This window comes from Flavobacterium sp. GSP6, assembly GCF_003984855.1.
Lineage (GTDB): Bacteria > Bacteroidota > Bacteroidia > Flavobacteriales > Flavobacteriaceae > Flavobacterium.
Genome location: NZ_RYDO01000005.1, coordinates 177735 through 203681, shown reverse-complemented (window position 1 = coordinate 203681; position 25947 = coordinate 177735). Strand labels below are relative to the sequence as shown.

Annotated in this window: 16 protein-coding genes and 1 tRNA gene; 5 read left to right on the top strand and 12 right to left on the bottom strand. The window is 33.9% G+C overall.

Going from position 1 to position 25947, the window contains the following annotated elements; all coding sequences use genetic code 11:
• Positions 1-58: 58 nt before the first annotated feature.
• Positions 59-1534 (bottom strand): PAS domain S-box protein, encoded by a 1476-nt coding sequence (locus EKM03_RS07725; RefSeq protein WP_126740123.1) that lies wholly within the window; start codon positions 1532-1534, stop codon positions 59-61.
• Positions 1535-1560: 26 nt separating this feature from the next.
• Positions 1561-2910 (bottom strand): sigma-54 dependent transcriptional regulator, encoded by a 1350-nt coding sequence (locus EKM03_RS07720; RefSeq protein WP_126462709.1) that lies wholly within the window; start codon positions 2908-2910, stop codon positions 1561-1563.
• A gap of 404 nt (positions 2911-3314) precedes the next feature.
• Between EKM03_RS07720 and EKM03_RS07715 the strand changes: the two genes are divergently transcribed.
• From EKM03_RS07715 to EKM03_RS07700, 4 genes are all read left to right on the top strand, one after another.
• Positions 3315-3662, top strand: coding sequence for a hypothetical protein (locus EKM03_RS07715; protein WP_126462711.1), 348 nt, complete (start codon positions 3315-3317; stop codon positions 3660-3662).
• 254 nt (positions 3663-3916) lie between these two features.
• On the top strand, positions 3917-4153 hold the full coding sequence (locus tag EKM03_RS07710; RefSeq protein ID WP_233584074.1) for a helix-turn-helix domain-containing protein: 237 nt from the start codon (positions 3917-3919) through the stop codon (positions 4151-4153).
• A gap of 191 nt (positions 4154-4344) precedes the next feature.
• Entirely contained in the window at positions 4345-5592 is a 1248-nt protein-coding gene (locus EKM03_RS07705) for a type II toxin-antitoxin system HipA family toxin (RefSeq protein ID WP_126462716.1), read from the top strand.
• Between the two features lie 161 nt (positions 5593-5753).
• Positions 5754-6299: a hypothetical protein gene (locus EKM03_RS07700; RefSeq protein WP_126740122.1), complete on the top strand. Its 546-nt coding sequence runs from the start codon at positions 5754-5756 to the stop codon at positions 6297-6299.
• Positions 6300-6646: 347 nt separating this feature from the next.
• Here the strand turns inward: EKM03_RS07700 and EKM03_RS07695 are convergent, their stop codons facing one another.
• The 7 genes from EKM03_RS07695 to EKM03_RS07665 form a co-directional block, all read right to left on the bottom strand.
• Positions 6647-8374, bottom strand: a complete 1728-nt coding sequence (locus EKM03_RS07695) for a hypothetical protein (RefSeq protein WP_126576332.1) — start codon at positions 8372-8374, stop codon at positions 6647-6649.
• 49 nt (positions 8375-8423) lie between these two features.
• Positions 8424-9713, bottom strand: a complete 1290-nt coding sequence (locus EKM03_RS07690) for an MFS transporter (RefSeq protein WP_126462724.1) — start codon at positions 9711-9713, stop codon at positions 8424-8426.
• Entirely contained in the window at positions 9713-10771 is a 1059-nt protein-coding gene (locus EKM03_RS07685) for a glycoside hydrolase family 130 protein (RefSeq protein ID WP_126740121.1), read from the bottom strand. Before EKM03_RS07685 ends, EKM03_RS07690 begins: the two co-directional genes overlap by 1 nt.
• Before the next feature lie 47 nt (positions 10772-10818).
• Positions 10819-12525, bottom strand: coding sequence for a hypothetical protein (locus tag EKM03_RS07680; protein WP_126740120.1), 1707 nt, complete (start codon positions 12523-12525; stop codon positions 10819-10821).
• Positions 12526-12681: 156 nt separating this feature from the next.
• Entirely contained in the window at positions 12682-14157 is a 1476-nt protein-coding gene (locus tag EKM03_RS07675; RefSeq protein WP_126553725.1) for a RagB/SusD family nutrient uptake outer membrane protein, read from the bottom strand.
• A gap of 23 nt (positions 14158-14180) precedes the next feature.
• The gene (locus EKM03_RS07670; protein WP_126553723.1) at positions 14181-17276 is read right to left on the bottom strand and encodes a TonB-dependent receptor; all 3096 of its coding nucleotides are present in this window, start codon (positions 17274-17276) and stop codon (positions 14181-14183) included.
• 212 nt (positions 17277-17488) lie between these two features.
• Positions 17489-21697 carry a two-component regulator propeller domain-containing protein gene (locus tag EKM03_RS07665; protein ID WP_126740119.1) on the bottom strand — a complete coding sequence of 1403 codons (4209 nt, stop codon included), beginning with the start codon at positions 21695-21697 and terminating at the stop codon, positions 17489-17491.
• Between the two features lie 424 nt (positions 21698-22121).
• Here EKM03_RS07665 and EKM03_RS07660 point away from each other — a divergent pair, with 424 nt between their 5' ends.
• On the top strand, positions 22122-22454 hold the full coding sequence (locus EKM03_RS07660) for a helix-turn-helix domain-containing protein (protein ID WP_126563041.1): 333 nt from the start codon (positions 22122-22124) through the stop codon (positions 22452-22454).
• Between the two features lie 589 nt (positions 22455-23043).
• Here EKM03_RS07660 and EKM03_RS07655 read toward each other — a convergent pair.
• From EKM03_RS07655 to ribB, 3 genes are all read right to left on the bottom strand, one after another.
• Positions 23044-24291, bottom strand: a complete 1248-nt coding sequence (locus EKM03_RS07655; protein WP_126740118.1) for a site-specific integrase — start codon at positions 24289-24291, stop codon at positions 23044-23046.
• Between the two features lie 259 nt (positions 24292-24550).
• A tRNA-Ser gene (locus EKM03_RS07650) sits at positions 24551-24638 on the bottom strand.
• 167 nt (positions 24639-24805) lie between these two features.
• Positions 24806-25939 (bottom strand): 3,4-dihydroxy-2-butanone-4-phosphate synthase, encoded by a 1134-nt coding sequence (gene ribB, locus EKM03_RS07645; protein WP_126462748.1) that lies wholly within the window; start codon positions 25937-25939, stop codon positions 24806-24808.
• Positions 25940-25947: the final 8 nt, after the last annotated feature.

Genomic DNA, 25947 nt, shown 5'->3' with positions numbered 1-25947 from the left:
TGAAGAATTTAACAATCAAATTAATTACAAAAATGTAGCTTAACTTAATGTGCAGTTTTTATTTGCATATCCACAGTTGATTACTATATGAATTTTTCTCATTTTTAGGGTATTTATCTATTACTTTGTTCCACGTATCCCGGTAGCGCGAAGGAATTAATAAATCAATCATGTTCTTTCCTAACACTTCCTCTTTTTTCCAGCCAAAAACAGTTTCGGCTTGTAGATTCCAAAAAGTTATTTTCTTGGAGCTATTGATAGTTACAATTGAATTTGGAGAAGAATTCATTATAAAACGGTTATACTCCTCGCTTTGTGTTAGCAACTCTTTTGCTTTTTTTTGTTCAGTTATATCACGGGCAATTGCGTAAATTTTTCCGGTGACAGGATTGGGAGTTGCGTGCCAATCGAACCACAAATAATTTCCATCTTTTTTGCGATACCTGTTCTCAAAATTTATAGTTTTAACATCTCTTTGCAGTTTCTTAATTTCTTTTAGGGTTAAATCAATATCATCAGGATGTACGAAACTCAGAAATTGACTTTCGAGCAATTCTCTTTCGCTATAACCTAATGCCTTTTCAAAATTTGAATTAATGACTTCAAAATAACCCTCCACATTTGCAATACAAGAAAAGTTAGCTGTGTTGTAAAAAAAATGTTTGTATTCCGTTAGTTTTTCTTCTGCTTTTTTTCGTTCGCTAATATCACGTCCAACTGCGTAAAGTTCTCCTGTTATTTCATCAGAAATAGCATTCCAGCTTATTGACGGGTAATCGCTATTTTTTGTTATAAACCGATTTTCGAAGTTTATCGTTTTTTCTCCTGTTGCTAATTTTTTAATTTCATTAAAAGTGGTAGTAACATCATCAGGGTGAATGAAGTCATAAAACGGTTTTGCAAGCAATTCTTCTATTGTCCAACCTAAAGTTAATGTAAATGCAGGGTTCAGTTTTTTGAAATATCCATCAGTACCAGCCACGCATATCAGATCCATTGAAAGGTTGAACATTTTTTCTAATTTATCCTTTTCAGCATTTTTTTTTCTAGATACAATTTGCGAAACTACTTCATTAGCCAAGAGTGTCAATACCCGCTTTTGGTCGGCAGTTAATTTTCTAGCTTTTCTATCAATTACACAAAGAGAACCAAGCGCATAGCCATCGGGATCAATTAATGGATACCCGGCATAGAATCGGATATTGGGTTGGTCTGTTACTAAAGGGTTGCTTAAAAAACGGTCATCCTTTGTTGCATCCTCAATTTCAAAAAGGGATTCACCATTAATTGTATATTGGCAAAAGGAAATATCTCTAGGTGTTTCGGGTGTCTCTAAACCAATTTTAGATTTAAACCACTGCCTGTCCTTATCAATTAAAGTAATTAATGCAATGGGAACTCCGCATATTATCGATGCTAATTGTGTGAGACGATCAAATTCTTCTTCTGGTAAAGTATCAAGAATATTGTATTGAGCCAAAGCATCTAAACGAGACACTTCATTTTGTGGTATCGGGAGATTTTTATTCATCATATTTAAAAGAAGTTGAATGATTACGTTTATTTGGCATTCTCAGAAGATTGAATTAAATTATAAATGGTTGATTTTCCAATAGCTAGCTTTTTTGCTGTTTTTAACACATCATTATTGTTTTTTTTTAAATAATGAGCTATAATTTCGGCAGTATATTCTTTTAAAGTTTTTTCTACAGATAGGAAAAAATCGGTGTTATGGATACTGTTGAAAGTAAGGTCATCCGGCAAAATCTTGTTGTTTTCACACATTACACACGCTAAATCGATAACCGCTTTTAATTCTCGAATGTTTCCGGGAAAGGGGTATCTTAGTAGTGTATCTTTAGCTTCTTTTGATAAGAATATAGGTTTCATCTTATTGTCTTTTGTAAATAAGTCAATAAAATATTTGGCTAATAACAACGTGTCATTTCCTCGTTCTCTTAGTGGTGGCAACTCTATGGGTAAACCAATAATTCTATAATATAAATCTTCTCTAAAAGTTCCATTTTTTACTTCTTGAGCCAAATCTTTGTGGGTAGCAATTATCAATCGAGCATCAAATTTTATTTTAGTAGTTCCGCCTAAACGAACCACTTCTCTTTCTTGCAAAACTCTTAGTAATTTACTTTGAAGATTCAAATCTAATTCGGCAATTTCATCCAGAAAGATTGTTCCTCCGTTCGCTTGTTCAAATTTTCCAATATTTCTGGTATTGGCTCCCGTAAAAGCTCCTGCTTCGTGACCAAAAAATTCACTTTCCATTAATTCTTTAGGTATTGCAGCCATATTTATGGCGATAAATGGCTTATTTTTCCTTTCTGAATTATAGTGAATAGCTTTGGCAACAACTTCTTTTCCTGTTCCGGTTTTTCCAGTTATTGAGACATTGATATTCGTATTAATAGCTTTATTTACTTTATTAAAAATTTTTTTTATGGCATCACTTTGCCCAATTATCGTTTTTTCGAAACTGTATTTTTGTTCTAATTGTTCTTTTAATTCTTCTACTTCGTTTACTAATAGAAGATTTTCTCTAATTTTAATGATTGCATTCCAAAGCAAGCCTTTTGTGTGTTCGCTTTTAACAATGTAATCTTTGGCACCCGATTTTAAAAAGTCGACAGCAACCTCAATATCATCTTGACCGCTTATGATAATAATTGGGATTTTGTTATTTGTTTCCTGAATCTTTTTTAGCAGTTTATCCCCTGTAATGTCAGGTAAACCAAAATCTAAACATATAATATCTGGCTTTAGATATAAATTACTGATACACTCTTTTCCGGTTTTAAAAAGATGTATATCAAAATCAGGATTTAGCTTCAAATGGTATTTTAAAGCTTCTCCAAAAAAAGGATCGTCTTCAATTAAGAAAATTTTTAAGGAGGTCATTGGGTATTTGTGTTTTGATAAGTTGGGATTTGGTTTACGTCAAAATTACAAAAAAAATAAAATTAAAATATTTTTTCAGTTTTTAATTGTAAAGTTTTAATTTAAATCTAAATATGGTTGTCCGTTACTTTATCCAAACTACATTTTACAAATGAAATTTAGCTCTTTTGTCATTTCGACCAAAGGGAGAAATCACATAACGAGAGCAACTGATGTGATTTCTCCTTCGTCGAAATGACAAAATAAAACGCAATGGAATTAGTAACGGATAGTCATAAATCCAGAAAAGGCGCTATTTTACGAATTGCGCCTTTTTAATGTAGGAGTTCAAGTCTTATAATCTGTCTTTTATTATAATTTTTTTGATATAATTTTATCATCTGAAATTTGCCAAAGACGGTTTAGTGAATACTCGTGTAGACAACTTTTATGAAGTATGTGGTCAAGCACAAAAATCTATTCATTGGAAACATAAAAAAGGAAAGGAATTCTTTGAACATCTTTTACGTAGACTAATAAAAACAAGAAGTGGTGAGGAAAGAAGTCGTTTAGAAAAAGGAACTAAACCTGATTTAGAAAGATTATTGACAATAGCTAAGAATAGTAAACCAATGAATTTTGAAGTTTTTATAGTTCAACCGAGCTTATCCATAACGAATACATCTCAAAGTATCTTAACATTACTTGGGGTAACCGAAAATTATTTAAAGGAAGTCGGAGACATTAACCTGAAAGTAATAGTAAACAAATAAACTATTATATTTTATATACTTATTTCAAGCTATCCCAAACTGTAGCGGTATCTTTTTAAACAGTAACACTTCTTTCGGATGAATATAAAGCCACTCTTTGTCATTACTTTATTATCATAACAAATAAGAAATAAAAAACAAATGTTTGCTATTTAAAACATAAAGGCTATTTTTGTTCAGAATAACGAACATTTTAAAAAATGGCAACGAAAAAACAGACCGTATTCCCAAAGTATGACAAGATATTGGAGCAAATGGGAGAAAACATAAAAATGGCTCGTAAAAGAAGAAAACTCACTATGATACAAGTCGCGGAGAGAGCCGACATTTCAAGATCCACATTACACCTAATCGAGTTAGGAAACACAAGTGTGGCAATGGGTGCTTATTTCAATGTACTCAGAGTATTAGGCCTTCAGGACGATTTCCTAAAACTAGCTTCAGACGATGAACTCGGAAGAAAACTCCAAGACCTCGAACTTCTAAAATAAAACCACTCTACTTAACTCGCACTAAAATTCCCCTCCTTTGGAGGGGTGCCCAAAGGGCGGGGTGGTAAATTAATAATATAAAATGGCAACTAACAAAACCGACATATACGTTTACGCACATTTGCAATATTTGATTTTAAGAGGAGGACTGCCAGTGGCAGTCTGGTATAATCTCAATTTAACAATATAAGATGTCTATAAAAACTGAAATATACGTATATGCACATTGGAAGGGTTTACCTGAACCCAAGATAATTGGCATCTTATCAGCACAACAAGCTAAAGGCAAAAAAGCATTCAGCTTTGAATATAATAAAGACTGGATAAAATCGGAACAAAAATTCCTGTTAGACCCGGACATTCAATTATATGGTGGACCACAATACCCAAACAAAAAAGAAAACTTCGGAATCTTTTTGGACAGTATGCCCGACACTTGGGGAAGAACACTGATGAAGCGGAGAGCGGCGCAATGGGCAAAAGAAGAAGGAGAAAAAGCACCAACACTCTATGATATTGATTTTCTGTTAGGTGTTTACGATGAAAGTCGTATGGGAGCATTACGCTTCAAAATAAATCCGGAAGGAGATTTCTTAGACAACAACAAAACAGCTTCAACACCGCCTTGGTCATCCATTCGCGAACTACAAAATGCAGCTGCTAATTTTGAAAATGACGATGACAATGATGAGGTAAAAAAATGGCTATCTGTGTTGATGGCACCAGGTTCTTCACTCGGAGGAGCTAGACCAAAAGCCAATATCTTAGACAATGATAAAAGCCTGTGGATTGCCAAATTCCCATCCAAAACCGACACCACAGACAAAGGTGCCTGGGAATTCCTATCCTATAAATTGGCAATAAATGCGGGTATAGAAATGGCACCATGTCGTATCGAAAAAATAATGGGGAACTACCATACATTTTTCACAAAACGCTTCGACAGGGTAAACGGAGAAAGAATACACTTTGCATCCGCAATGACCATGACTGGAAACAATGAAGATACAATCCGGCACAATCCGGCAAGCTATTTAGACATAGCCGAATTTATTAGTAATCATGGAACAAATATAGTAGCTAACTTATACCAATTATGGCGCAGAATAGTATTTAACATAGCTATTTCAAACACAGATGACCATTTAAGAAACCACGGCTTTATCCTGACCAAAGAAGGTTGGATATTGTCACCAGCCTATGACCTAAACCCCTCAATTGAAAAGGATGGTTTGGCTTTAAATATCGATACCGATAATAACGACCTCGATTTCGAATTAGCAAAAAGTGTTGGAGAATATTTCCGCCTAAACAAAGAACAAATGGAAACCATCATACAAGAAGTACTCCAAGCAACAAGCAATTGGAAAAACATTGCTAGTGAAATAGGTATTTCAAGAGGAGAACAAGAATTGATGGTAAAAGCATTTAATTCCTGAACATCATTATGATAGAATCATCTTTCGACAAAATAATTACAACGTTAACCCGTTCGCGCGGAATTGCATTCCGTGCCCATTCCTATTAGCAAATGAACAATTACTCCAAACCAGAACGTTAGCGCTAATATTTCAGAACTTATATCTAAAAAGAAATTCATATGAACAAACAGGAATTTAATGACCTACAAAAAAAATTTGGTGAGGAAACTAAAAAAAGAAAGTTTCAAAAAGTCTTCAATTTCTTTTCAACTCTAATTTCTATTCTAGGAATAACAGTCATTTCGTATTACTTTCTCGAAACTCTTTTTATAAAAAATGACACTCAAAAGTTAAAAATAGAAAATCAAAATATACAACTTCAGGAGCGTATATCTGAGTTAGAGAATAGGCTGAGAACAAAAGATTCAACTATTTCCATTTCGTCACCAAGTGAAAAGCGAATTCAAGATTTGGAAAAGAAGATTGAGACATTGAATAATATTATTATCGAAAATCCTGAGAAGTCATTAACAATTCCACTTTTGAATAAAGATATTGAAAATATCAAAAAAGAAAACGAGTTACAAATTGAATTAATAAAGGATAAAGTTGAAACCGTTGTGGATTTAAATAAGTGGATTTTAGGCTTAATATTTTCGTTACTAATTACAATTGTAATATCAAACTTGGCCAAAAACAAACCGAAGAATAATCTGGAAGAATAAATACTACTACCACTAACAGCTATGCTCCTATGTAAAGCAATTAAAATTATCAACAACTTTTTTAAATTGAGAGATATGTTGGTGTTTCTCGAGTTTAAAATGCCGTAGGCTTAAGATAGAAAAAGTTATTATGATTTTTTCAATAATACCAGCTCTTCGAGGTCTTCTGACCTCGAAGCTATAGTAGTTATTTACTCGCTTTTATAATACAGTTTTAAATCAGCTCTTTGAAGTTTACTTACCTTGAAATATAAATAGTTACAGTTTTTCATAATTAGGTATTCAAATTTTAGTAAAAGTGGTGCCCGTAAAAAGAGCGTCATAATTCAAAACTTCCTATCAAAATTTTATTTTTTTTGTTGAAAATTATAATCTACAACAATTCCGTCAACCAACATCTTAGAACCTTCATACGTAATTGCTCCGCCTGAAGGGACACAAATAATAACTGCAGCACTTTCTGGGGCAATCTTTATTTTGGCCAACGAAGAAACCTTTCGAGCAACAAAACGTCCGGATACTGTATTATATAAATCTACTTTTTTTCCTTGCTCTGTTTGTATAATAACTTTTTTAGTATTGCTATGAGGATTGTAATATAAAAAAGAAGGATAGGCTTTGTCTTTAAAAAAATCAGTAGCCAATAAATTTAATTGTAGAATTCCACTCACATTTGTTGCTCGAATAATACTTCCAAAAATACCCACATGTCCGCTTCCATAAACACTAAATTGAGATTCTTGAGGATTTTCACCCGCTACCCATAGTGGACCATCTCCTTGCGCAACAGGCCCTTTTAAATTTTCATACGCTTTATAACTGGATTGTTGAATTATACCTTCATATCCGATAACTCCTTTAGTAACCTCTGCCAATTGTGGAATCGTTTCATGTTCATCAGGCATGTATTGCGGATAGAAAAATCGAGAAGCATTGGCAGCATTCAACATCCATTTACCAATTGCCGTGGCATACGATTGATTGTAACGAACCATTGGAACCATTGGCCAAGCCATATCATAGGTATTCATCAAAAAACCATATCCTCCGTGATCCACCGTACTTCCCACTGTTCCTGAAATATCAAATCCATTCCAATTGCCTACTAATACGCCCCAACCTTCCCGGCAAATGGCGGTTCCATCGAAAGTCCACTCCAACATCTTAGCAGTGTCGTAATCTTCCCCCTCTTCAGCATTTATTCGGGCGGACAAATAAGCACCAAAAGGCATTAATAATTCATAGGTTGGATTTATAGATTGAGATTGTAGTGCAGATAAGGCACTTTTGGCTCCTTTTAAATATCTTGGATCTCCAAACTTTTTATAAGCAGAATACAATACCCAGGCATGTCCAGCAGCTGCATCGGGTTGGGCACAGATGTTATTATTCATTGGTTTCATTTTACCGTAATCAAAATAAGAATAATTATAATTCCCATTCAATATCGAATCAGCTTTGAAGAATTTTTCAGCAATACTTCTCGCAATAACATCAAAACCAGGCTCGTTCGGATATTGATCATAAACAGCATAAAACAACAGATTTGGATAAACATCATACCACCAGTCTCTCCCATAACCTCCTCCTAACAAAGCAACCTCTGGACTAGTATTATTCATCATAATGTCCCAACCCGTTTCAGTATTAAAATAATTTTTCATCATACTGACATGATTCCGATTCTCTTGATTGCTTTTATCAATACCTACTAAACTAGCACCTAAAGTAGCTCCCATAGTAGCCAACGATTCGTGAAACATTCCTTTATTATTAGAAGGCCCTTGTCTTACATCGCCAACAGCAGTGTACAAACCAACAACATCTTGAGGAAAATTATTTTGGCTCTTGTCAATCCATACCAATGGCCAATATTTACCTTTAGCGTTGAAATCATATACGGTACTGTCAAAACGGACCGCCATTTTCTTATAATCTATTATTTGAAATGGTTTCGGCAAGTTGGGCATTTGATCTACACGAGCAATATTTTTTTGCTTTATTTGTGCTGAACCACTTAGTACGCAAAGGATAAAAAATAGACTTGTCAAAGTGATTTTGAAAATAGTATTCATTATTTGTTTGATTTAATTATAAATAAAAATTTATTTTTTGATTCTGTATTTAAACAATTTTCTCTGCAACTTCCTTCATAACTTTACTATCAATTTCAGGTTCATCTGGAGAAAGTAAATTTCCTTCTGCAATAATTTTTTTGGCGACAAAAATAGAACTCAACTGCAATACCGCTACAATTACAATTGCATATCGTAAGGCAATTTCGGTTGAGATAGTATAGGCCAAAACCAAAAAAGTACCTGCTCCCAAAAAGCGACCTGCAAATAATCCTGCCTCATGATTCAAAATATAAGCAAATTCTCCTCTTTTTTCAATTTTTGAAACAATATCGATTACCTTAAATTGGATTGGAAAATAGGCCAAATCCATCAGCGGTTTTGCAATCAATAATAATAAAATAAAAATAATAACACCCGTTTGATTGAATAATAATCCATTGACCACTGCTCCTAAAGCAAACAAAACGAGTCCTGCTGTAAATATCTTAATTCGGTCTGAAGGTTTTGCAATTCTTCCTATAACATACATAATTACGGCTGCAATTATGGCTCCAATGGATTGTGCTGTACCCAATGCTCCTTCTTTTCCTATCAATAACATGATTAACATGGCGGGGGCTGTTACAAGAAAACCCTGTACCAAACCTTTCAATAAGGATAATGACAACAACTTATACCAGAGTTGGTGAAATTTAAAAAACACATATTTTTTCTGTATTGGATTTTGGAACGTCCCCCTAAAACAAACTATAGAGGCAATGACAGTTACTAAAAACACAATTCCGGTAATGATTAAATAAGCAGTATGAATTTGTGCGGTATCCCCGCTAGATTCAATAAACCAACCTATAGTAATCGGAATGACAACAGCAATAATCGTGTAAAAAAAAGTTTCCAAACCATAATAATAATTTCGGTTTGTATCATTAGTTATGGCCAATGCCAAATAATCTCGGTTAGACCAATAAAAACCAAAAGACAATCCCATAGTAATTCCAGCAAATCCTATTCCTACTAAATCAAGGGTCTTCAAGGACATCATAATCATCATAGAAACACCACTGAGCATCATTCCAGCTGAATATAGTTTTCTAATGTTGAAGTGTTTTAATAAATAACCATTTAGTAAAAAAGTGAGTGGAATTCCGGCATAAATTGTCAGTTGATAAATAACTACCTTAACGGGATCATTGGAACTTCGCATTACATAAGCAGCCACAAAAATATCTATTACTGGTAAAACGATGGCATACACCAGATTTGTAAGTACTAATATTTGAAAATTGTGCGTCTGACTTTTAAAATGACCAATTTCGGTTTTTAGTTTCTGGAACATTAGTTAAATTTTAAAAGTGAATAAATGTCTTTGATCGAAAATTCTGCACCACAAACAAACTCATCGGAAGCACCATAATAAATAGTGATAGTATCTCCGTCTGACTGCACAATATGTCCGTTAGTAAAAACTACGTTTCCAAAAAAACCACTCAATTCATAACTTGTTGTTGGAACCATTATAGGATCTTCTGTTCGTGCAATTACTTTAGTAGGGTCTTCTAAATCCATTAAAAAGGCACCCAAACAATATTGATGCGAGGCGTTAGCCCCATGATAAATAGACAACCAACCTTTTTCTGTTTTTATAGGGGCAGCACCAGCACCCACTCTTTTACTATCCCACAACCCGGCTCTGGTTTTAATAATACACTGGTGATTTCCCCAGTGCAAACCATCAGGAGAGGACGTAATCCAAATATAGTTCCCACCAATATCCACACTGCTTGGACGGTGTAAGGCGTAATACAAACCATTAATTTTCGCATCAAAGATGGCACAATCTTTATTATGCGGAGGCAACATCATTCCATGCGATTCAAAATTTTTCCAATCGGTGGTAGTGCGTAAACCAACGCCAACACCATTTGGAGAAACAGACGTAAAGGTCAAATAATACTTTCCGTCCAATAAAGCGACACGACAATCTTCAATTCCAAAAGTCTCCAACATACCTTCGCCAACCAAAGGAGGATAATTTTCTGGTTCATGAAATTCGATTCCATCCTTACTACATACTAATCGAAGATGCGATAGTGTCGTCAAATAATCAACCCCTTTATAATTAATGACTCTAGCATCACTGGCGTCTAATTCAGGATCATTTGTTGGGATTTCAATAATTTGAATCGCCCCTGTTTCCGTTAGTATTGGAAACGAAATGATATTTTCTTTTTGTTTGGGTCTTTCAGCAACTCTAACCAAAAGCCACGTTTTTCCTTCAAATTGAAATACTCCAGGATTAAGCAAGCAGGTAATTTCTAGACCCTCTCTACTAGGAGGAAGAGCTGCCGGTGATAATAAGGGATTTTGTGTAAAACGTTTTGCGATATCGATCATTTTTTATAGTGTAATTGTGTTTTTAATTTAAATAGTGTACTTCAAAATTAATAATGGTAATCGATGATATTTGTTCCTGCGATAAGTGTTTTATTTTTCATGGATGTTTTTATTTCTGATGGCACTATTATGAGTGTCATAGCTGTATTTGCATTTAATTTGAAATTAAAATTTCCACTAACCTTTCGTCCAATATATTTTTTTGATACACTATCATAAATATTTACGGAACTGTTCCCTACATTAAAGGATACATTTTTTATTTCTTTATAAGGGTTGTAAAACAAAAACGTAGGCAATGCTCTTGAAGAAAAGAAATCGGTTGCATTACAGTTTATTTTCAGAATTCCTTCCACATTTGTCGTGTCAACAATTGAGGCCAACATTCCAACCCAAGCTGATCCATAAGGACACAAATCGGTAGCTGAGGAATATTGTTTCATCTGATCACCCAAAGCATAAGGACCTTCATTTGCCAATACATCTTTATAAACTTCAAAACCATTGCCATGATCTAAATCTTTGCGAAGACCCTCATAGCAAATCACATGGTTTGGATCTCCCTGCCATACGGCACTGGTTTGTCTGTTTTTTGGATGTTCATCGCTATAGAAAAGTCGACTGGAATTTGATAAATTCAAAATCCATTTTCCAATGGTTTTAGAATAAGAAGGATTATATTTTACAATTGGAACCAATGCTGCCGCTTGCGAAAAGGTGTTCATTGCGAAAGCATATTGCTCCTCTTTTTTCTGCCCCACTAAACCATCAACATCATATTGCCCCCATTTTTCAGCCATTACACCCCATCCATTACGGTCGGAGTTTTGCCCGTCAAAACACCAATTCAATAGTTTTATCTCGTCGTATTTTGTTCCTAATTCAGCATTCATTCGTACTGCCATGTAAGCACCATAAGGCATCATGATCTCATAATAAGCACCTTCTTTTTCTGGTCGGTTTTGTAAATAATCCATACAGGATTTACTCGCTTGAAGATAGGAAGCATCTCCCCATTTTTTCCAAGCGGTAAATTCAAGCCATGCTAAACCCGCAGCTGCATCTGGCTCATGCCAAACACCGTTATAAACTCCCTTGTTAGTTTTAAAATCGAAAGCAGTGAAATTAAAATCAGGATATTTTTTTTCTTTGGATAATCTATTTATACAGACAATCCACTTATCGGCATTCAATTTCATGATGTCAGCGATTTCCTTTTTTTTAGGATATTGGTCCACGAGCATATTGAACGCCATTCCTGGAAAAATATCATACCAAAAGGTTTCACCTGTTTTTCTGTCAACAGAATTCATAACTAAATTTTCTCCGTTTTTAGTATTATAAAATTGTCGACACATTGATACAAAATCAATTCCGTTGTAATTACTTTTATCAATTCCTACCAATGACGCACCCAAAACAGAACCAATTACGGGTAATGATTCATAGCTAGACTGTTTATTCATATTTCTTGAAGCACCAACATAACTTGGAATCCCGAAAGAACGAATGGGTACATTTACTTTATTATCATCCCACCAAATTAATGGCAGAAGTGGTCCCTTAGCATTAAAATCATATAAAAGCGAATCTTGTTGCGCTGTTACTTTTTTCCAATCCTTCATCTTGTAGGGCGTCGGCATATTAGGCATTGCATCAACCAAACGAATTGAAATTTGTTCTGCGGCTTTTTGTGCATATCCTAATTGAAAAGTCGCCAGAGCAATAAAAATAACTATTTTGCTTTTTATCATGTTTTTATTTTTTAATGCTGGATTATATTGATTCTCTGATTCCGAATAAAGAGTTATTTCATAATTTGTTTAAAAAAAAGAAGCAGTAATTTTTAGTATTTAACTACTACTTCTCAATGGTACTAACTAACTAATTCGCTAACCAAACTTTATTGTCTAATATCCAGGATTTTGTATCAAAAGACCTGCAGAGGCATCAATTTCTGATTGAGGGATTGGATACAACATATGTCGGTCTTGAAAATTTTTCCCATGAGCAGTCATAACTGCTTTCGCAATTCCCCATCTTTTTAAATCCAGCATTCTTTGATTTTCAAACCCGAGTTCGGCTCTTCTTTCTGAAATCAACCAGCCTTTGACAACTGCTTTGTCAGAAGAATTAGCTCTGTCTAATAATGTGCCGCTTGGCGGAACTAAACCAAGTGCATTTACCGTAGTTCTGGCTCTGGCTCTTATTTGGTTAATTATAGCAATCGCTCCAGAATAATCACCCGTTTCGTTAAGCGCCTCTGCTTTCCAAAGTAAAGCATCGGCCATACGCATGTAAATTTTATTATTAGGTGCTTCATCATTGCCTTTATTCGTTCCATCTAAGCTTCCTAACATTTTATTTACATTGCGATTTGTAGTATTTACAGTATATAATTTTCGGGGATCATTAACCTCAAAGGAATTAAGAAAGTCTGTACTGGGAGCAAAGAATCCCCAATCTAATGGTGCACAAATTCCATTTCCTTTTCTGGGAGTCTGCCCTCCTTGATGATTAAACGCAAAAATAACCTCCAAATCTGTAAACTCGGTGCTAAAACTATCAAAATAATTAGCATTCAGGCTATATCCAAGTGGAGTCAATTCGTTTACAAGAGTGATTACTTCTGCCCAGTTTTGTGTATACAATGCTGCTTTGGCCTGAAGAGCGATTACGGCCCCCTTTGAGACTCTCCATTTTTCAGTAGTTGAGCTGTATTTTGAATTTGGCAAAAGCCCTTTTGCCAATACTAAATCGGCTTTAATACTGCCCCAGACTAATGCTTTGTCAGCTCGAATGGCATTCGTAAAAGCTTCTTGATAGGTTTGAACAGGAGCCAAAATTAATGGCACGTCACCAAAATTAGTCACCAATGAAAAATAATAATAGGATCTTAAAAAATAAGCTTCTCCCAAGAGTTGATTCTTTCTTTCAGAAGTGATACCCGTAACAGACTCAATGTCAGATCTTGTTAAGAAACCAATAGCAATATTAGTTCTTTTGATTCCTTCATAATCATATTTCCATAATCCGTTTGGTCCGCCATTAGTAGAAGTAAAAGTATAATTATTGATATCATCCATCCAAGGCTGATCTCCGTCAGGATTCCATTTTTTTTCCATATCGTCAGAAGCAATGTCCTGCATTACATAATCATTTTGAAAAACAAGCCCTCCATTCCAATCCCATTGTGCCAAAAGATTCAAACTATTTGAAAGTAAGTAGTAGGATGAGTTTACCGAAAGCTCTACCGAAGTAAGAGTTGGAGTAGTATTTGCCTGCTTCAAAGTTGTTGCTCCTATGGGATCAGTAGTAAGCTCATCTTGGCAGCTAACTGCAAACAATAAGCTCATAAAGATTGATGCTATAAATATTTTTTTCATAATTTAATATTTTAAAAGTTGAATTAAAGTTGAACTTGAAGTCCCAAAATAAATGCTTTTGATTGAGGGTAGGTTCCTTTATCAATCAATGAAGTTGATTCTGGATCTAATCCTGTGTATTTTGTAATTGTGAAAAGGTTTTGACTTGAAGCATAAATACGTAAATTTTTAACTCCAATAACCTTACTATCAAACGTATATCCTATTTCAATATTTTTTAATCTAAGGTAAGAAGCATCTTCAACAAAAACACTGGAAACATTTCCTCCTCCATTATTATTGAAAGTAACTCGTGGTGTTGTATTACTGGTCCCTTCACCATGCCAGCTATCCAGCACCGAAACCATAGAGTTGAATGGACGACTATCGTAATTTAAAATTTGCTTCAAATCGTTGTAACGATCCACTCCTTCTACCCCTTGTAATAAGAATGAAATATCAAAATTTTTGTATTCTCCCGAAAATGAAAAACCATAGGTCATTTTTGGAATAGGATTTCCTATAATAGCTCTATCATCAGCATTAATCTGACCATCTCCATTTAAATCCTTGAACTTAATGTCCCCGGGCTGTGTATTATTTGAGTTTGAAAATAAAGTAGTATTTATTTCAGTATCGTTTTGATAAATGCCGTCAAATACAAGACCATAATAGGAACTAATGGCTTGTCCAACTTCCGTTTTTGTATGGGTCCCATCATCAATAATATTCTTCACATAAGTTTGAAGTTTATTCACCCTATTAGTTAATGTGGCAACATTTGCATTTATATTATATTTAAAAGCATGATCATTATCCTGAAAATTTAAACCAAGTTCAAATCCTTTATTACTTACAGCCCCTGCATTTACAATTGTACTTTCAATTACACCAACAGAAACCGCTGGCAAGTTTACCGATAATAGAATATCAGTTGTGTTTTTTTCAAAGTAATCCGTTGACAATGAAAGTTTATTTTTAAGGATACTCAAATCCAATCCAAAGTTAGTTTGAGTTGTAGTTTCCCATTTAAGATCAGGATTCCCGTATCGAATGATGTTGACTATTCCGCCTGTTGTTGAAACTAGAGTTTCAAAAGCATTATTCGGTATTTCCTGATTGCCTGATTGCCCCCAACTGGCTCTTAATTTTAAGTTAGAAATCCAATCTATTTTAGACATAAAATTTTCTTTTGATACTATCCACCCACCAGAAACAGATGGAAAATAGCCCCATTTATTATTGGCTCCAAATCTGGAAGAGGCATCAGCTCTCATGGTAGCAGTTGCAAAGTATTTGTTATTAAATCCATAAGTACCCGAAGCAAAATAAGATAAAAGAGCCCAATTGCTCGCTGAACCAGAACTATATGGAAAGGCTCTTATTACATTCCCATCGGCATCTAAAACACCTTGACCACCATAATCAAGATATCTGAAAGAGTCAGAAGTGTTATCAAAATTTTGTCTGCTACCGCCTATTGCAGCAGCATCGCTAGTAATGCTTTCCTGACCTAACAATAAATTGACGCTGTGCTTTTCATTAATTGTTTTTACATAGTTTAAAGTGTTCGTAAAAGTGAATGTCATACCTTGACCTCTATTTTCATCTAGTACATTAGGTCTATTATTTCTTCCCAGACCATAATAAGTATTATTGACATCACTGATATTAGCATCTCCAAAATTTTGAGCGAAATTTTTGTTATGGGTAAATTGAATATCAACACCCACATTACTTTTAAATTTTAAAGAATTATCTTTTAAGAAAGCATATTCTCCATATACATTTCCAAATGTTTGAAACGTATTTCTTTTGTCATCTGTAAAATGGACTATAGCAATTGGGTTTGAAGTAAATTCATAATTTTGACTCCATCCATTATCAGGTCCCGTATAGAAAGGTAAATCCGTATATGGATTGCTTGCAGAATAGGTGGGATCATTAATGTCTTTATAAACCCCTAATATTGGCGAACGCAATAAAGCATGGCGAATGATACCCGGTGCATCTCCACTGGAAGATAATTTGTCTTGTTTTGCATGGCTAATCTGGAGATTAGTTCCCACATTAAACCGATCTGAAACATTCGCATTAATATTTGCTCTAAAATTTACACGCTGGTATTTATCATGGTTTTCTACTACAATTCCATCCATTCCAAAATAACCTCCTGAAATTAAGTATTGCAAATTTTCAGAACCTCCACTAATTGAAGCTTGGAAATTTTTTGAAATCCCAGTTGTAAACAATTCATCCTGCCAATTTGTATTGGCTAAATCACTTCTGCTTCTGTCTGCTACATAAGGGCTAATTGCCGAGGAAGAATTCCCTATAGTATTATGCCAAGCCTGATCTTTTACCGTTAAGTATTGATCTGTATTTAACATTTTAGGGAGATTCGTTGCAAAATGAAGTCCCGAGTAATAATCGGCACTAATTGTTGATTTCCCTTTTTGTCCGCTTTTGGTTGTAATAACCACCACTCCTCCAGCAGCTCTTGAACCATAGACTGCTCCTGCGGCGGCATCCTTCAATACCGTCATCGATTTCACATCCGATTGATTAAGAAAAGAAATATCGCGAGTAGAAACGCCGTCAACAACATATAAAACATCGTTATTTCCTAATGTTCCTTCTCCTCTTATTCGAATTTTAATACCATCACCAGGAGCTCCCGTATTTGCAGCTACAAAAACACCAGCTATTTGTCCTTGTAAAGCTTGTGCCACATCGGGTACTTTTGTTTTTGAAAGGCTCTCCATATCTACCATTGAAACGGCACTACTTATGGATGCCTTTTTTTGGCTATTGTACCCAACTATAATTACTTCATTTAAAGAATTCAAGTCTTCTTTTAGGGTAATAATTAAATCTGTTCTTCCTGATACAGGTACTTCTTGGCTTAGATAGCCAAGATAACTAATGACAAGGATAGCGTTAGAATTCACTGTAGAAATGGTAAAACTACCATCAATATCAGTTACCGTTCCTGTTGTTGTTCCTTTAACGATTACATTTACTTGTGGTATGGGACCATTTTTATCTGATACAATCCCTTTTATGGTTTGGGCATACAATGCACTCCCTGATAATATGGTCCAAAGTAAAAACAAAGTATAAACAGTACTTTTTTTCATGATAAGAAAGTATTAAATTGATTATTAACTAGAATATTTTTTTTCATGTTCATAAAAATTAGGTTAATTAAATGCATTAATGGTTTTTTGGTTTGTAATTCATAAATCATTTTATAAAATTAGCAGGAGGACACATAGAATTATGTACACTATTTCATCAAAAGTGTACACGAATCAAAAACGCATTGATTTACAGATGTTTAAAATAATAATTAGTACTTAGCTTTGTACTTAAATTGATAGTTTTTTGGAGTGCTATCATACATTTTTTTAAACTCCCTGTAAAAATAGGAACGATTATTAAAACCTGATTGGTAGCATACTTCCGAAACCGTCAATACATTTTTACGCAAAAGTTCTGCAGCATGTTTTAAGCGTATTGTCCGAATTAAATCTCCTGGTGTAAAACCAAAAATCTGTTTTATTTTTCGATATAATTGAGAACTGCTAATACCTAATTCTTTTTCGATGAATAAACTTTGAAGATTCTCATTGTCAATATTTTTTCGAATTAACTCAATTACCTTTTTCACAAAGTCTTTTTCTTCCTTTTCTATGGGAAGATTTGTGAGGTTCTCGATAAGAGTATCCTGAGTAAAATATTTATGTATTTGTTCTTTTTCTTCCAGCAGTTTTTGAATTCGGATTAAAAGATGATCTGGATGAAAGGGTTTTGGAATATAAGAATTAGCACCGCTTTCAATTCCTTCAATTCGTTGTAAAACCGAATCTTTGGCAGTAAGCATGATAAATGGAATATGACAAGTCTTAATTTCTTTTTTTACTTTTTCACAAAGTGCTACGCCATCCATAAAAGGCATCATTATATCGCTAATAATAAGATCCGGAATTTGAATTTCAAGAATATTCAACGCTTCTAAGCCATTATAGGAGACAATAATTCTATACTTTTCTCCTAGTAATTCATTCAAAAAGAGATGAATGTCTTTTTCATCTTCAACAATTAATATTGTTTTACGATGGTCTTCCAGAATTGTAAGAGATGCTATTTTAGGGTTTATGGTATCCGATATCTTAGGATTTTCTTCCAGAATATTTTTGAGATGGTGAGAAATCAAAATAGGGCTTAACTCTGTATCCAATTCTTTTTCACTAAATACTTCTTTACTGCAAGGTAATAGAATCGTAAAGATTGTTTTTTCATTTGCAATGCTTGAAACAATAATTTCGCCTCTCAAGACGGTAACAAGTTTTTTAATATAAGCGAGCCCAATACCGGTTCTAAACAGATCATTATCGGTTCCTTTATTTGTGTCAGAAAGAAAAAATCGATCAAATAAAGAATCTAATTTTTCTTGCGGAATTCCTTTTCCTGTATTAACTATCGTGATATTTAATCGTTTTGGATCTCCATCCTCAATATGAAATTTAAGGTCAATTTTACCATTAACTGGAGTATATTTAAATGCATTTGACATCAGGTTAAATACTATTTTCTCAATTTTATCCTTGTCAAACCAAGCCAACAATTCAGACGGAATATCCAGATGGTAATTAATATTTTTACTGAGCGCCCATTCATCAAATAGTTCCGCAATTTGTTCTACTAAATTCACCAGATCAAACTCCTTTACACTTACTTCTAAATAATCATATTCGGCTTTTCTAAATTCGAGTAATTGCTGTGTTAAGAACAGTAATCTTGAAGTGTTTCTCTGAATCATCTGAATAAACTTCTGATTCTTTTCACTCAAATTTGTCGTTTCAGACAACTTTTGTATGGGACCTACAATCAAGGTCAAAGGCGTTTGAAACTCATGGGCTATATTAGTAAAAAAGGTAAGGCGGTTTTCATGTAGCTCTTCTTCCCGTTTTCTAAAAAGAATATTTTGGCTCAAAGATTGGCGTTTCTTGTAATAACTGAGTACAAACAAGATGAAAAGCACAGCCAATACAGTATAAATTACAAAGGCAAGATTCGATTGCCAGAGAACGGGTTTAATTCGGATGTCAATTGCATGAACCGGATCACTCCAAACACCGTCACTATTAGACCACTTTATCCACAGGGAATAATTCCCTCTGGGAACATTCGTAAAGGAAATAATTCTTCGGTTATTGATTGTATTCCATTCCTTATCAAATTTTTTCAGTTGGTAGGCATATTGGCATTTTTCACTGTTAATATAAGTTAATGCGGCCAACTCAATATCAAAAAAATTTTGATTATGATCTAAAACAATAGACGGATGTGTATCCGAATCAGGCGAAATAACCAATCCCTGATAATAGGGAACTGCTTGGTTTTGTCCACTAATTTTATCAATTAAAATATCAGGAATTACAGAGGATTCTTTTATATTTTGAGGAAGAAAATAATTAAACCCTTTTATTCCTCCCATAAAAATAAAATCTGATTTTGGATCTTGGTAAAATGCTCCATCAGCAAATTCATTGTTTTGCAAGCCTTCATTTTTAGTGTAATTGATAAACTTTGATTCTTCTAGAACAAAGTTGGACAGTCCAAAATTAGTACTTAACCATAGATTAGATTTCGAATCCGAAACAATCCCATGAATGGTGTTATTTGGGAGACCTTGATTGGTAGTATAACTTTTAAAAATAGCCCTGCCATCGCTTCCTAAATGATCTAAAAGATTTAAACCAAAACTGGTTCCTATCCAAAGCCTATTTTCTCCATCTTTTTTCAAACTCAATATATCATTATTGGATAGGCTTTTTGGATCACCTTTTATGTTTTTGTAAGTTTGAAATTTTTCTGTTATTTTGTCAAAAAGATTCAAACCTCCCAATCGGGTTCCTATCCAAAGTTGGTTCTCCTTCTCGGGTACTATGGAGTAAATAATATTACTGCTTAAAGCATTTTTTTCTTTATTATCAGCTTGGTATATCTTAAACTGACTTACTTTCAGGTTTTCTCCAGAACGCTCAATTTTGCAACGAATCATCCCATAACCATTCGTTCCAAGCCAAATGAATCCTTTTTTATCCTGATAAATGGCATAAACAGATTTGAAATAGTGGCATTGTTCCTTTCCCAGAATTTCTGACCAACTGACTAATTTTGATTTTGCCAAGTCGTAAACAGTAATTCCATTTCCATCGGTTCCTATAAAAACAAGCCCATCTTGTCCTTTGCATAAAGAAAACACCGCATTATTAATAAGGCTATTGTTTTCGTTAAAATTTTTATATTCTAACGTTTTATCCGGATTTTGATAAAAATTAGGAGCCAATCGAAACAGTCCTTTTCCTTTTGTTCCTACCCAAAATGAATTTCCCTTTATTTCTAAAAATGCCCTCACAATACCACCATCCAGTTCAGGAATTTGTGTTTTTGAAATTAGATTGAATGGTTTTTTAAGCGGATACATTTTAAAAATTCCATCCCCATCAGTACCGGTCCAAATCACATTTTCACTCCCTTGAATCAAAGCAGTCACTTTTTGATTCTTGAGATATTTCAACCAGGGTTTAGTGAAGACATTTCCCAAACTATCAATAATACGATAACCCGAATGGCTAGATAAAACAAGACCCTCAGGCACATGACCAATACTGTTTTCTATATTTTGTACTGGAATTTCCTTGTTTTTTTTATCCGACATGGAATGTAATATAACTTTCCCTGAGGTCGGAATAACAACTATTTTCTGATTAGACATTATTTCAAACGTTCTAATATTGACAGAAATCAAGGCTGTTTTTGAAATTATTTTTCCGTTTGCTTTGGCATTCTCAATAGACAAGGAATAAAGTTCTTGATCTTCAAACAATACGATCAAATCGCCCTTAGATGTAAATTCCATTTTTTTAACGGATTTTCTAGGAAGATTTTTAGAACTTAATAATTGAAAAGCCGTACCGTCGAAATAACCAATTCCCCAGTCTTTTACGGCACAAAAGACTTTTTTGGATGGATCAAGTGCCATATTGAATTCTGATTCCGATAATGGAGGGCTATTCTTTCTGGAAAAATAATAACGTTCAAAACGATCCGTTTTTTTGTTATATTGATTAATTCCGTGCATTGTCAAGATCCAGATCCTACCCAAATCATCTTCGTCTACTTTAAGAATGACCTGATTACTAAGGCTATTTTCTTTATTAATTTCGGGTCTAAAAATTTTGAAATTAGTCCCGTCATATCGGTTTAAACCATCCCAAGTCCCAACCCAAAGTAAATTTTCAGAATCTTGAAAAATAGTATTCACAGAGCTATTGGAAAGTCCCTTAGTATTGTCAAGTTGCTCTAGAGAATATTTTAAATCAACCCTCCTAGAAGAATCTAGTAATGACAAATTGATAGTATCAGTTTTTGATCTTGCTATTAATGGACTAACTTTTTTTGAATCGTCCAAAGATGCTGATTCCTCTTTCTTGTTACAGGCAATAAATCCCATAAAAATAAAACCAACAACTATCTTTCTTATTTTCAATTTGGCAAATCTTTTTTTTAATTTATAATGATAGTACTTACTTTAGAATAAAAAGATTTTTTTTGAATATGAGTAGCACAAATATTCAAAAGGGAATATGCTTAAAAACATATATCTAAAATAAAACATACCGAAATCGATATAACTAGGTGTCCAAATGTACACAAAAAAGAAGAAATAGAATAAGATAAACGCTAAAACACATACTATTTAGAAGGGAAACTTTGGATATCCTATTATTAATCTCAGTTTAATCAATTCATCCAAAAGCCTTATGAGTATAATTAATGACAAAAATTTAAATAATATTAAAATGAAGTGAAATTCAAAATTGAAGGTGAAGATGAAAATACAAAAAAATAATAGATTATTTAAGAGGAAAAGATTTTGAAGATGTTCGATTGAGTGGGAATCTAATAAAGGAATGGTGAGGTACTTTCGTAGGCATATTAATATTAAAAAAATAAGAGAACTGAAAAACTTAACACGTGATTTTGTTGCTGCAGAATTAGAAATGAGTACTAGTGGCTATGGAAAAATTGAACGAGGTGAAATTGATTTAACAATTTCGAGAGTTGTTCAAATTGCAGAAGTTTTATCGGTCTCTGTTTTCGATATACTATTTTTTGACGCGGAAATTTTTTTCATAAAAGATAATATTCCAATTGAAGTTAATATTAGCAAGAATTATGTTGAAAGAAAGAAACTAATATACTATCACGAACATCCGAATAAAATGCTAAAAAAACAGAATTAATTATTTTGACTGCCTTTCTAAATCGGCCACATGTGTATTTTTATATTAAAGCCACTACTTTTTAATCCTCTAAAAAGAGTTTGAATCTGCCACTTTGTTTATAATAAACCATTGTTTGTTCGGGTTTATTGAATGAAACAATAATTAAAAACTCCATTTTTCCGTTTCGGTCAATGGTTTTACTCCCTGAAAGATAGCGTTTTCGGATAATGATAAAAATTGCCTGTTTTCAAATTATTGAACAACCAAAAAGCCTTAATCTCTTCCTGTTTTTGGTACGAATAAATTTTGAAATTATTTCTGATTCTGATGTAATACCAAATGTTGTTTTGGTTTAAAAACGCTAACCATTTTCCCCCGACAAACTCTCTATCAGCCAAAAGACAATCTACACTTTCCTTGCCGAACCAGTTAGCTAATTCATAAAAACTACATATATTGTAAGTCTGCCATATTATTTCGCAAGAATTGCGCATTCCTGACGTAGCATTATTTCATGATCTGTTTTCTTATAATTTGTTCTGAGGTTATATTTCATGTCTTCGAGTTTTATGCTAATATTTTATTTTTTTTATAAATAATAGAGCTTCTAATTGGTCTTATTGATAATTTTATAATTGTTGCAGTTTAACATTTTGTTCCTTAAAATCATCATATCTTCACTCACTTTTTTATCTAATATTTTAGCGTAGTGTTGCGTCGTTCTTATGTTTTTATGACCAAGCATTTTACTCACACTTTCTATGGGAACGCCATTTGTAAGGGTTACAGTCGTTGCAAAAGTATGTCGAGCAATGTGGAAGGTTAAATCTTTTTTAATGCCGCAAACGTCCGCTATTTTCTTCAAGTAGCTATTCATTTTTTGGTTGCTTAAAACCGGTAATAGTTTATCTTCATTTATGCATTGTGGGTGATTGGCATATTTCAGGATTAATTCTTCGGGAATCGGGAGGAGGGGAATGCGAGAAGCTGTCTCTGTTTTTTGTCGATGGGTGAATATCCATTTCCCGCCATCGATACCCATACTGATATTTGATACCGTTAAGTTTTTGACATCTATATAAGCCAAGCCAGTAAAGCAGCTGAAAACGAAAATATCTTTTACCTGGTTTAATCTTTCGGTTGCAAATACTTTAGAATAGATGTCCTGAACTTCTTCTTGCGTTAGGTAATCTCTTTCGACTTCACGAATTTTTGATTTATAGTTTGCAAATGGATCCTTATCTATCCATCCATTTGAAATACAGATTTTGATTATTTTGTTGAAGTTCTTTAAGTATTTTACGGCAGTATTGTTGGCGCAATTGCGAACGCTTCTCAAGTAGAATTCATAGTCTGTTACGAAAGCGTGGTCTATTTTGTTAATGTCTATATCTGATACTTTGTATTTCCATTCCAGAAACTCTACCGTATGCTTCAAAGAAGTGTTGTAGCGTTCTAATGTTCCCGGGGCGTATTCTTTGCCCACTAATTCTTTTATTTTGTTGTTGTGATCCTTGAAAATGGGGATAAGCATTCGTTGGTTGTCGTGGAGATCAAAAATTTCATTCTTTAAATTTTCAGAAGTTATAATAATATCCTTTTTGTATAATTTTTTCTCAGCTTCTGAAACTTTAGATTTTAAATATTCAAGATGACTGTTTATTGAACGAGTCTCTTCATTGTTTCCCTTAACTTTAGATCCTTCATTTGACCATTTCTCAGGATTAACAAATTTGTTGCTGCTAAATTCAAATCGTTTAGATTGTACTGTGACACGAACGTAAATAGGGCAGATACCATCATTATTGACTTTTGATCGCTTTATATAAAAGAGAACGGATACGGCTGTGTTCATGGTTGGTGACCTTTTAGTTATTATTAAATTTAAACTTTGTAATACTTCCAAACAAGATGTTCAAATAGTGAAAAGGTATTTGGACAAATGTTGAACTGGTAACTTTTGAGATAGGTGTCACTTAAAAAAATAGATTTTCAGTGACACCTCAAAAGACACCTAAGTTTTGAGATTTAATGAATAATTTGATTTACCGCAAATGAAAAAACCCCCCTAAATCATAAGATTTAGAGGGGTTTGCTTCGTTTTGTATTTCTACTGGCGGAGAAAGAGGGATTCGAACCCCCGGACCTGTTACAGTCAACAGTTTTCAAGACTGCCGCATTCGACCGCTCTGCCATTTCTCCAGTAAATTGCTTTCATTATCTGATTGCGAGTGCAAATATAAGAATCTTTTTTGGTTATACAAATCTATTTTTTTTAAAAAAAGGTCTATTAGATGTACTTATTTTTAATTGTTTCATTTTCTTTACTTTAGCATTTAATTTATTTGAATAAATAAATTATTGTTTTTTTAATAACTGACGTATTCTGTTATTTCTAGTCCGTAACCTATCATTCCTACTCGTTTTCCTGGCTCTGTATTGGATACTAATCGGATTTTTGAAATATCTATATCATGAAGTATCTGCGCTCCGATTCCAAAGTCTTTACTGTCAATTTTAATTTTTGGGGCTTTTATTTCTCCTTCAGCCTGTAAAATTTTAAGCTCTCCAATACGATTCAATAAATTAACAGATTGCATATCTTGATTGATAAACACAACAGCTCCCTTACCTTGTTCGTTAATCACTTTAAACATGGCATCAAGTTGCTGGTCTGCATTATCAGTCAAAGTTCCTAACAGATCATTATTGACTTGCGAAGAGTGTATTCTTGTTAAAATTGGTTCTCCTAAATTCCAAGTCCCTTTTGTCAATGCAATATGGATTTGTTTGTTGGTCGTTTGTTGGTATGCTCTTAAACGAAAGGTACCAAAACGAGTTTGTATATCAAAATCATCTTTCTTAATAATTAGGCTGTCGTGCTGCATTCTATAAGCCACAAGAGCTTCAATGGAAACTAATTTTAGATCGAATTTCTTAGCTACTTTTACCAATTGAGGCAATCGAGCCATAGTCCCATCTTCGTTCATAATCTCTACAATCACACCTGCGGATTTAAAACCCGCTAATCTGGCAAAATCAATTGCGGCTTCCGTATGACCAGTTCTTCTTAGTACGCCTCCTTGTTTGGCAATCAATGGGAAGATGTGACCGGGTCTTGCTAAATCATGTGGTTTGGTATCAGAATTGGCTAAAGATAAAACTGTTTTTGCTCTATCTGCTGCTGATATTCCAGTGGTCACTCCGTTTCCTCTTAAATCAACCGAAACAGTGAAAGCAGTTTCCATTGGGTCGGTATTATTGCTTACCATTACATGTAGGCCTAGCTCCTTACAGCGGCTTTCTGTTAATGGTGCGCAAATGAGTCCTCGGCCGTGTGTGGCCATGAAATTAATCATTTCGGGTGTTACTTTCTCGGCTGCTGCTAAAAAATCACCTTCATTTTCACGATCTTCATCATCAACTACGATAATAATTTTTCCTTGACGAATAGCTTCTATCCCTTCTTCAATTGTGTTGAGTTGTATATTATTTGTAGTCATTTGTACTG

Coding starts and splice junctions, on each gene's coding strand:
- EKM03_RS07720 (WP_126462709.1), bottom strand. CDS start 2,910: ATGACCTCCTTAAAAATTTTCTTAATTGAAGACGATCCTTTTTTTGGA.
- EKM03_RS07705 (WP_126462716.1), top strand. CDS start 4,345: ATGTCTATAAAAACTGAAATATACGTATATGCACATTGGAAGGGTTTA.
- ribB (WP_126462748.1), bottom strand. CDS start 25,939: ATGACTACAAATAATATACAACTCAACACAATTGAAGAAGGGATAGAA.
- EKM03_RS07660 (WP_126563041.1), top strand. CDS start 22,122: ATGGTGAGGTACTTTCGTAGGCATATTAATATTAAAAAAATAAGAGAA.
- EKM03_RS07670 (WP_126553723.1), bottom strand. CDS start 17,276: ATGAAAAAAAGTACTGTTTATACTTTGTTTTTACTTTGGACCATATTA.
- EKM03_RS07655 (WP_126740118.1), bottom strand. CDS start 24,291: ATGAACACAGCCGTATCCGTTCTCTTTTATATAAAGCGATCAAAAGTC.
- EKM03_RS07680 (WP_126740120.1), bottom strand. CDS start 12,525: ATGATAAAAAGCAAAATAGTTATTTTTATTGCTCTGGCGACTTTTCAA.
- EKM03_RS07695 (WP_126576332.1), bottom strand. CDS start 8,374: ATGAATACTATTTTCAAAATCACTTTGACAAGTCTATTTTTTATCCTT.
- EKM03_RS07690 (WP_126462724.1), bottom strand. CDS start 9,713: ATGTTCCAGAAACTAAAAACCGAAATTGGTCATTTTAAAAGTCAGACG.
- EKM03_RS07710 (WP_233584074.1), top strand. CDS start 3,917: ATGGGAGAAAACATAAAAATGGCTCGTAAAAGAAGAAAACTCACTATG.
- EKM03_RS07685 (WP_126740121.1), bottom strand. CDS start 10,771: ATGATCGATATCGCAAAACGTTTTACACAAAATCCCTTATTATCACCG.
- EKM03_RS07675 (WP_126553725.1), bottom strand. CDS start 14,157: ATGAAAAAAATATTTATAGCATCAATCTTTATGAGCTTATTGTTTGCA.
- EKM03_RS07700 (WP_126740122.1), top strand. CDS start 5,754: ATGAACAAACAGGAATTTAATGACCTACAAAAAAAATTTGGTGAGGAA.
- EKM03_RS07725 (WP_126740123.1), bottom strand. CDS start 1,534: ATGATGAATAAAAATCTCCCGATACCACAAAATGAAGTGTCTCGTTTA.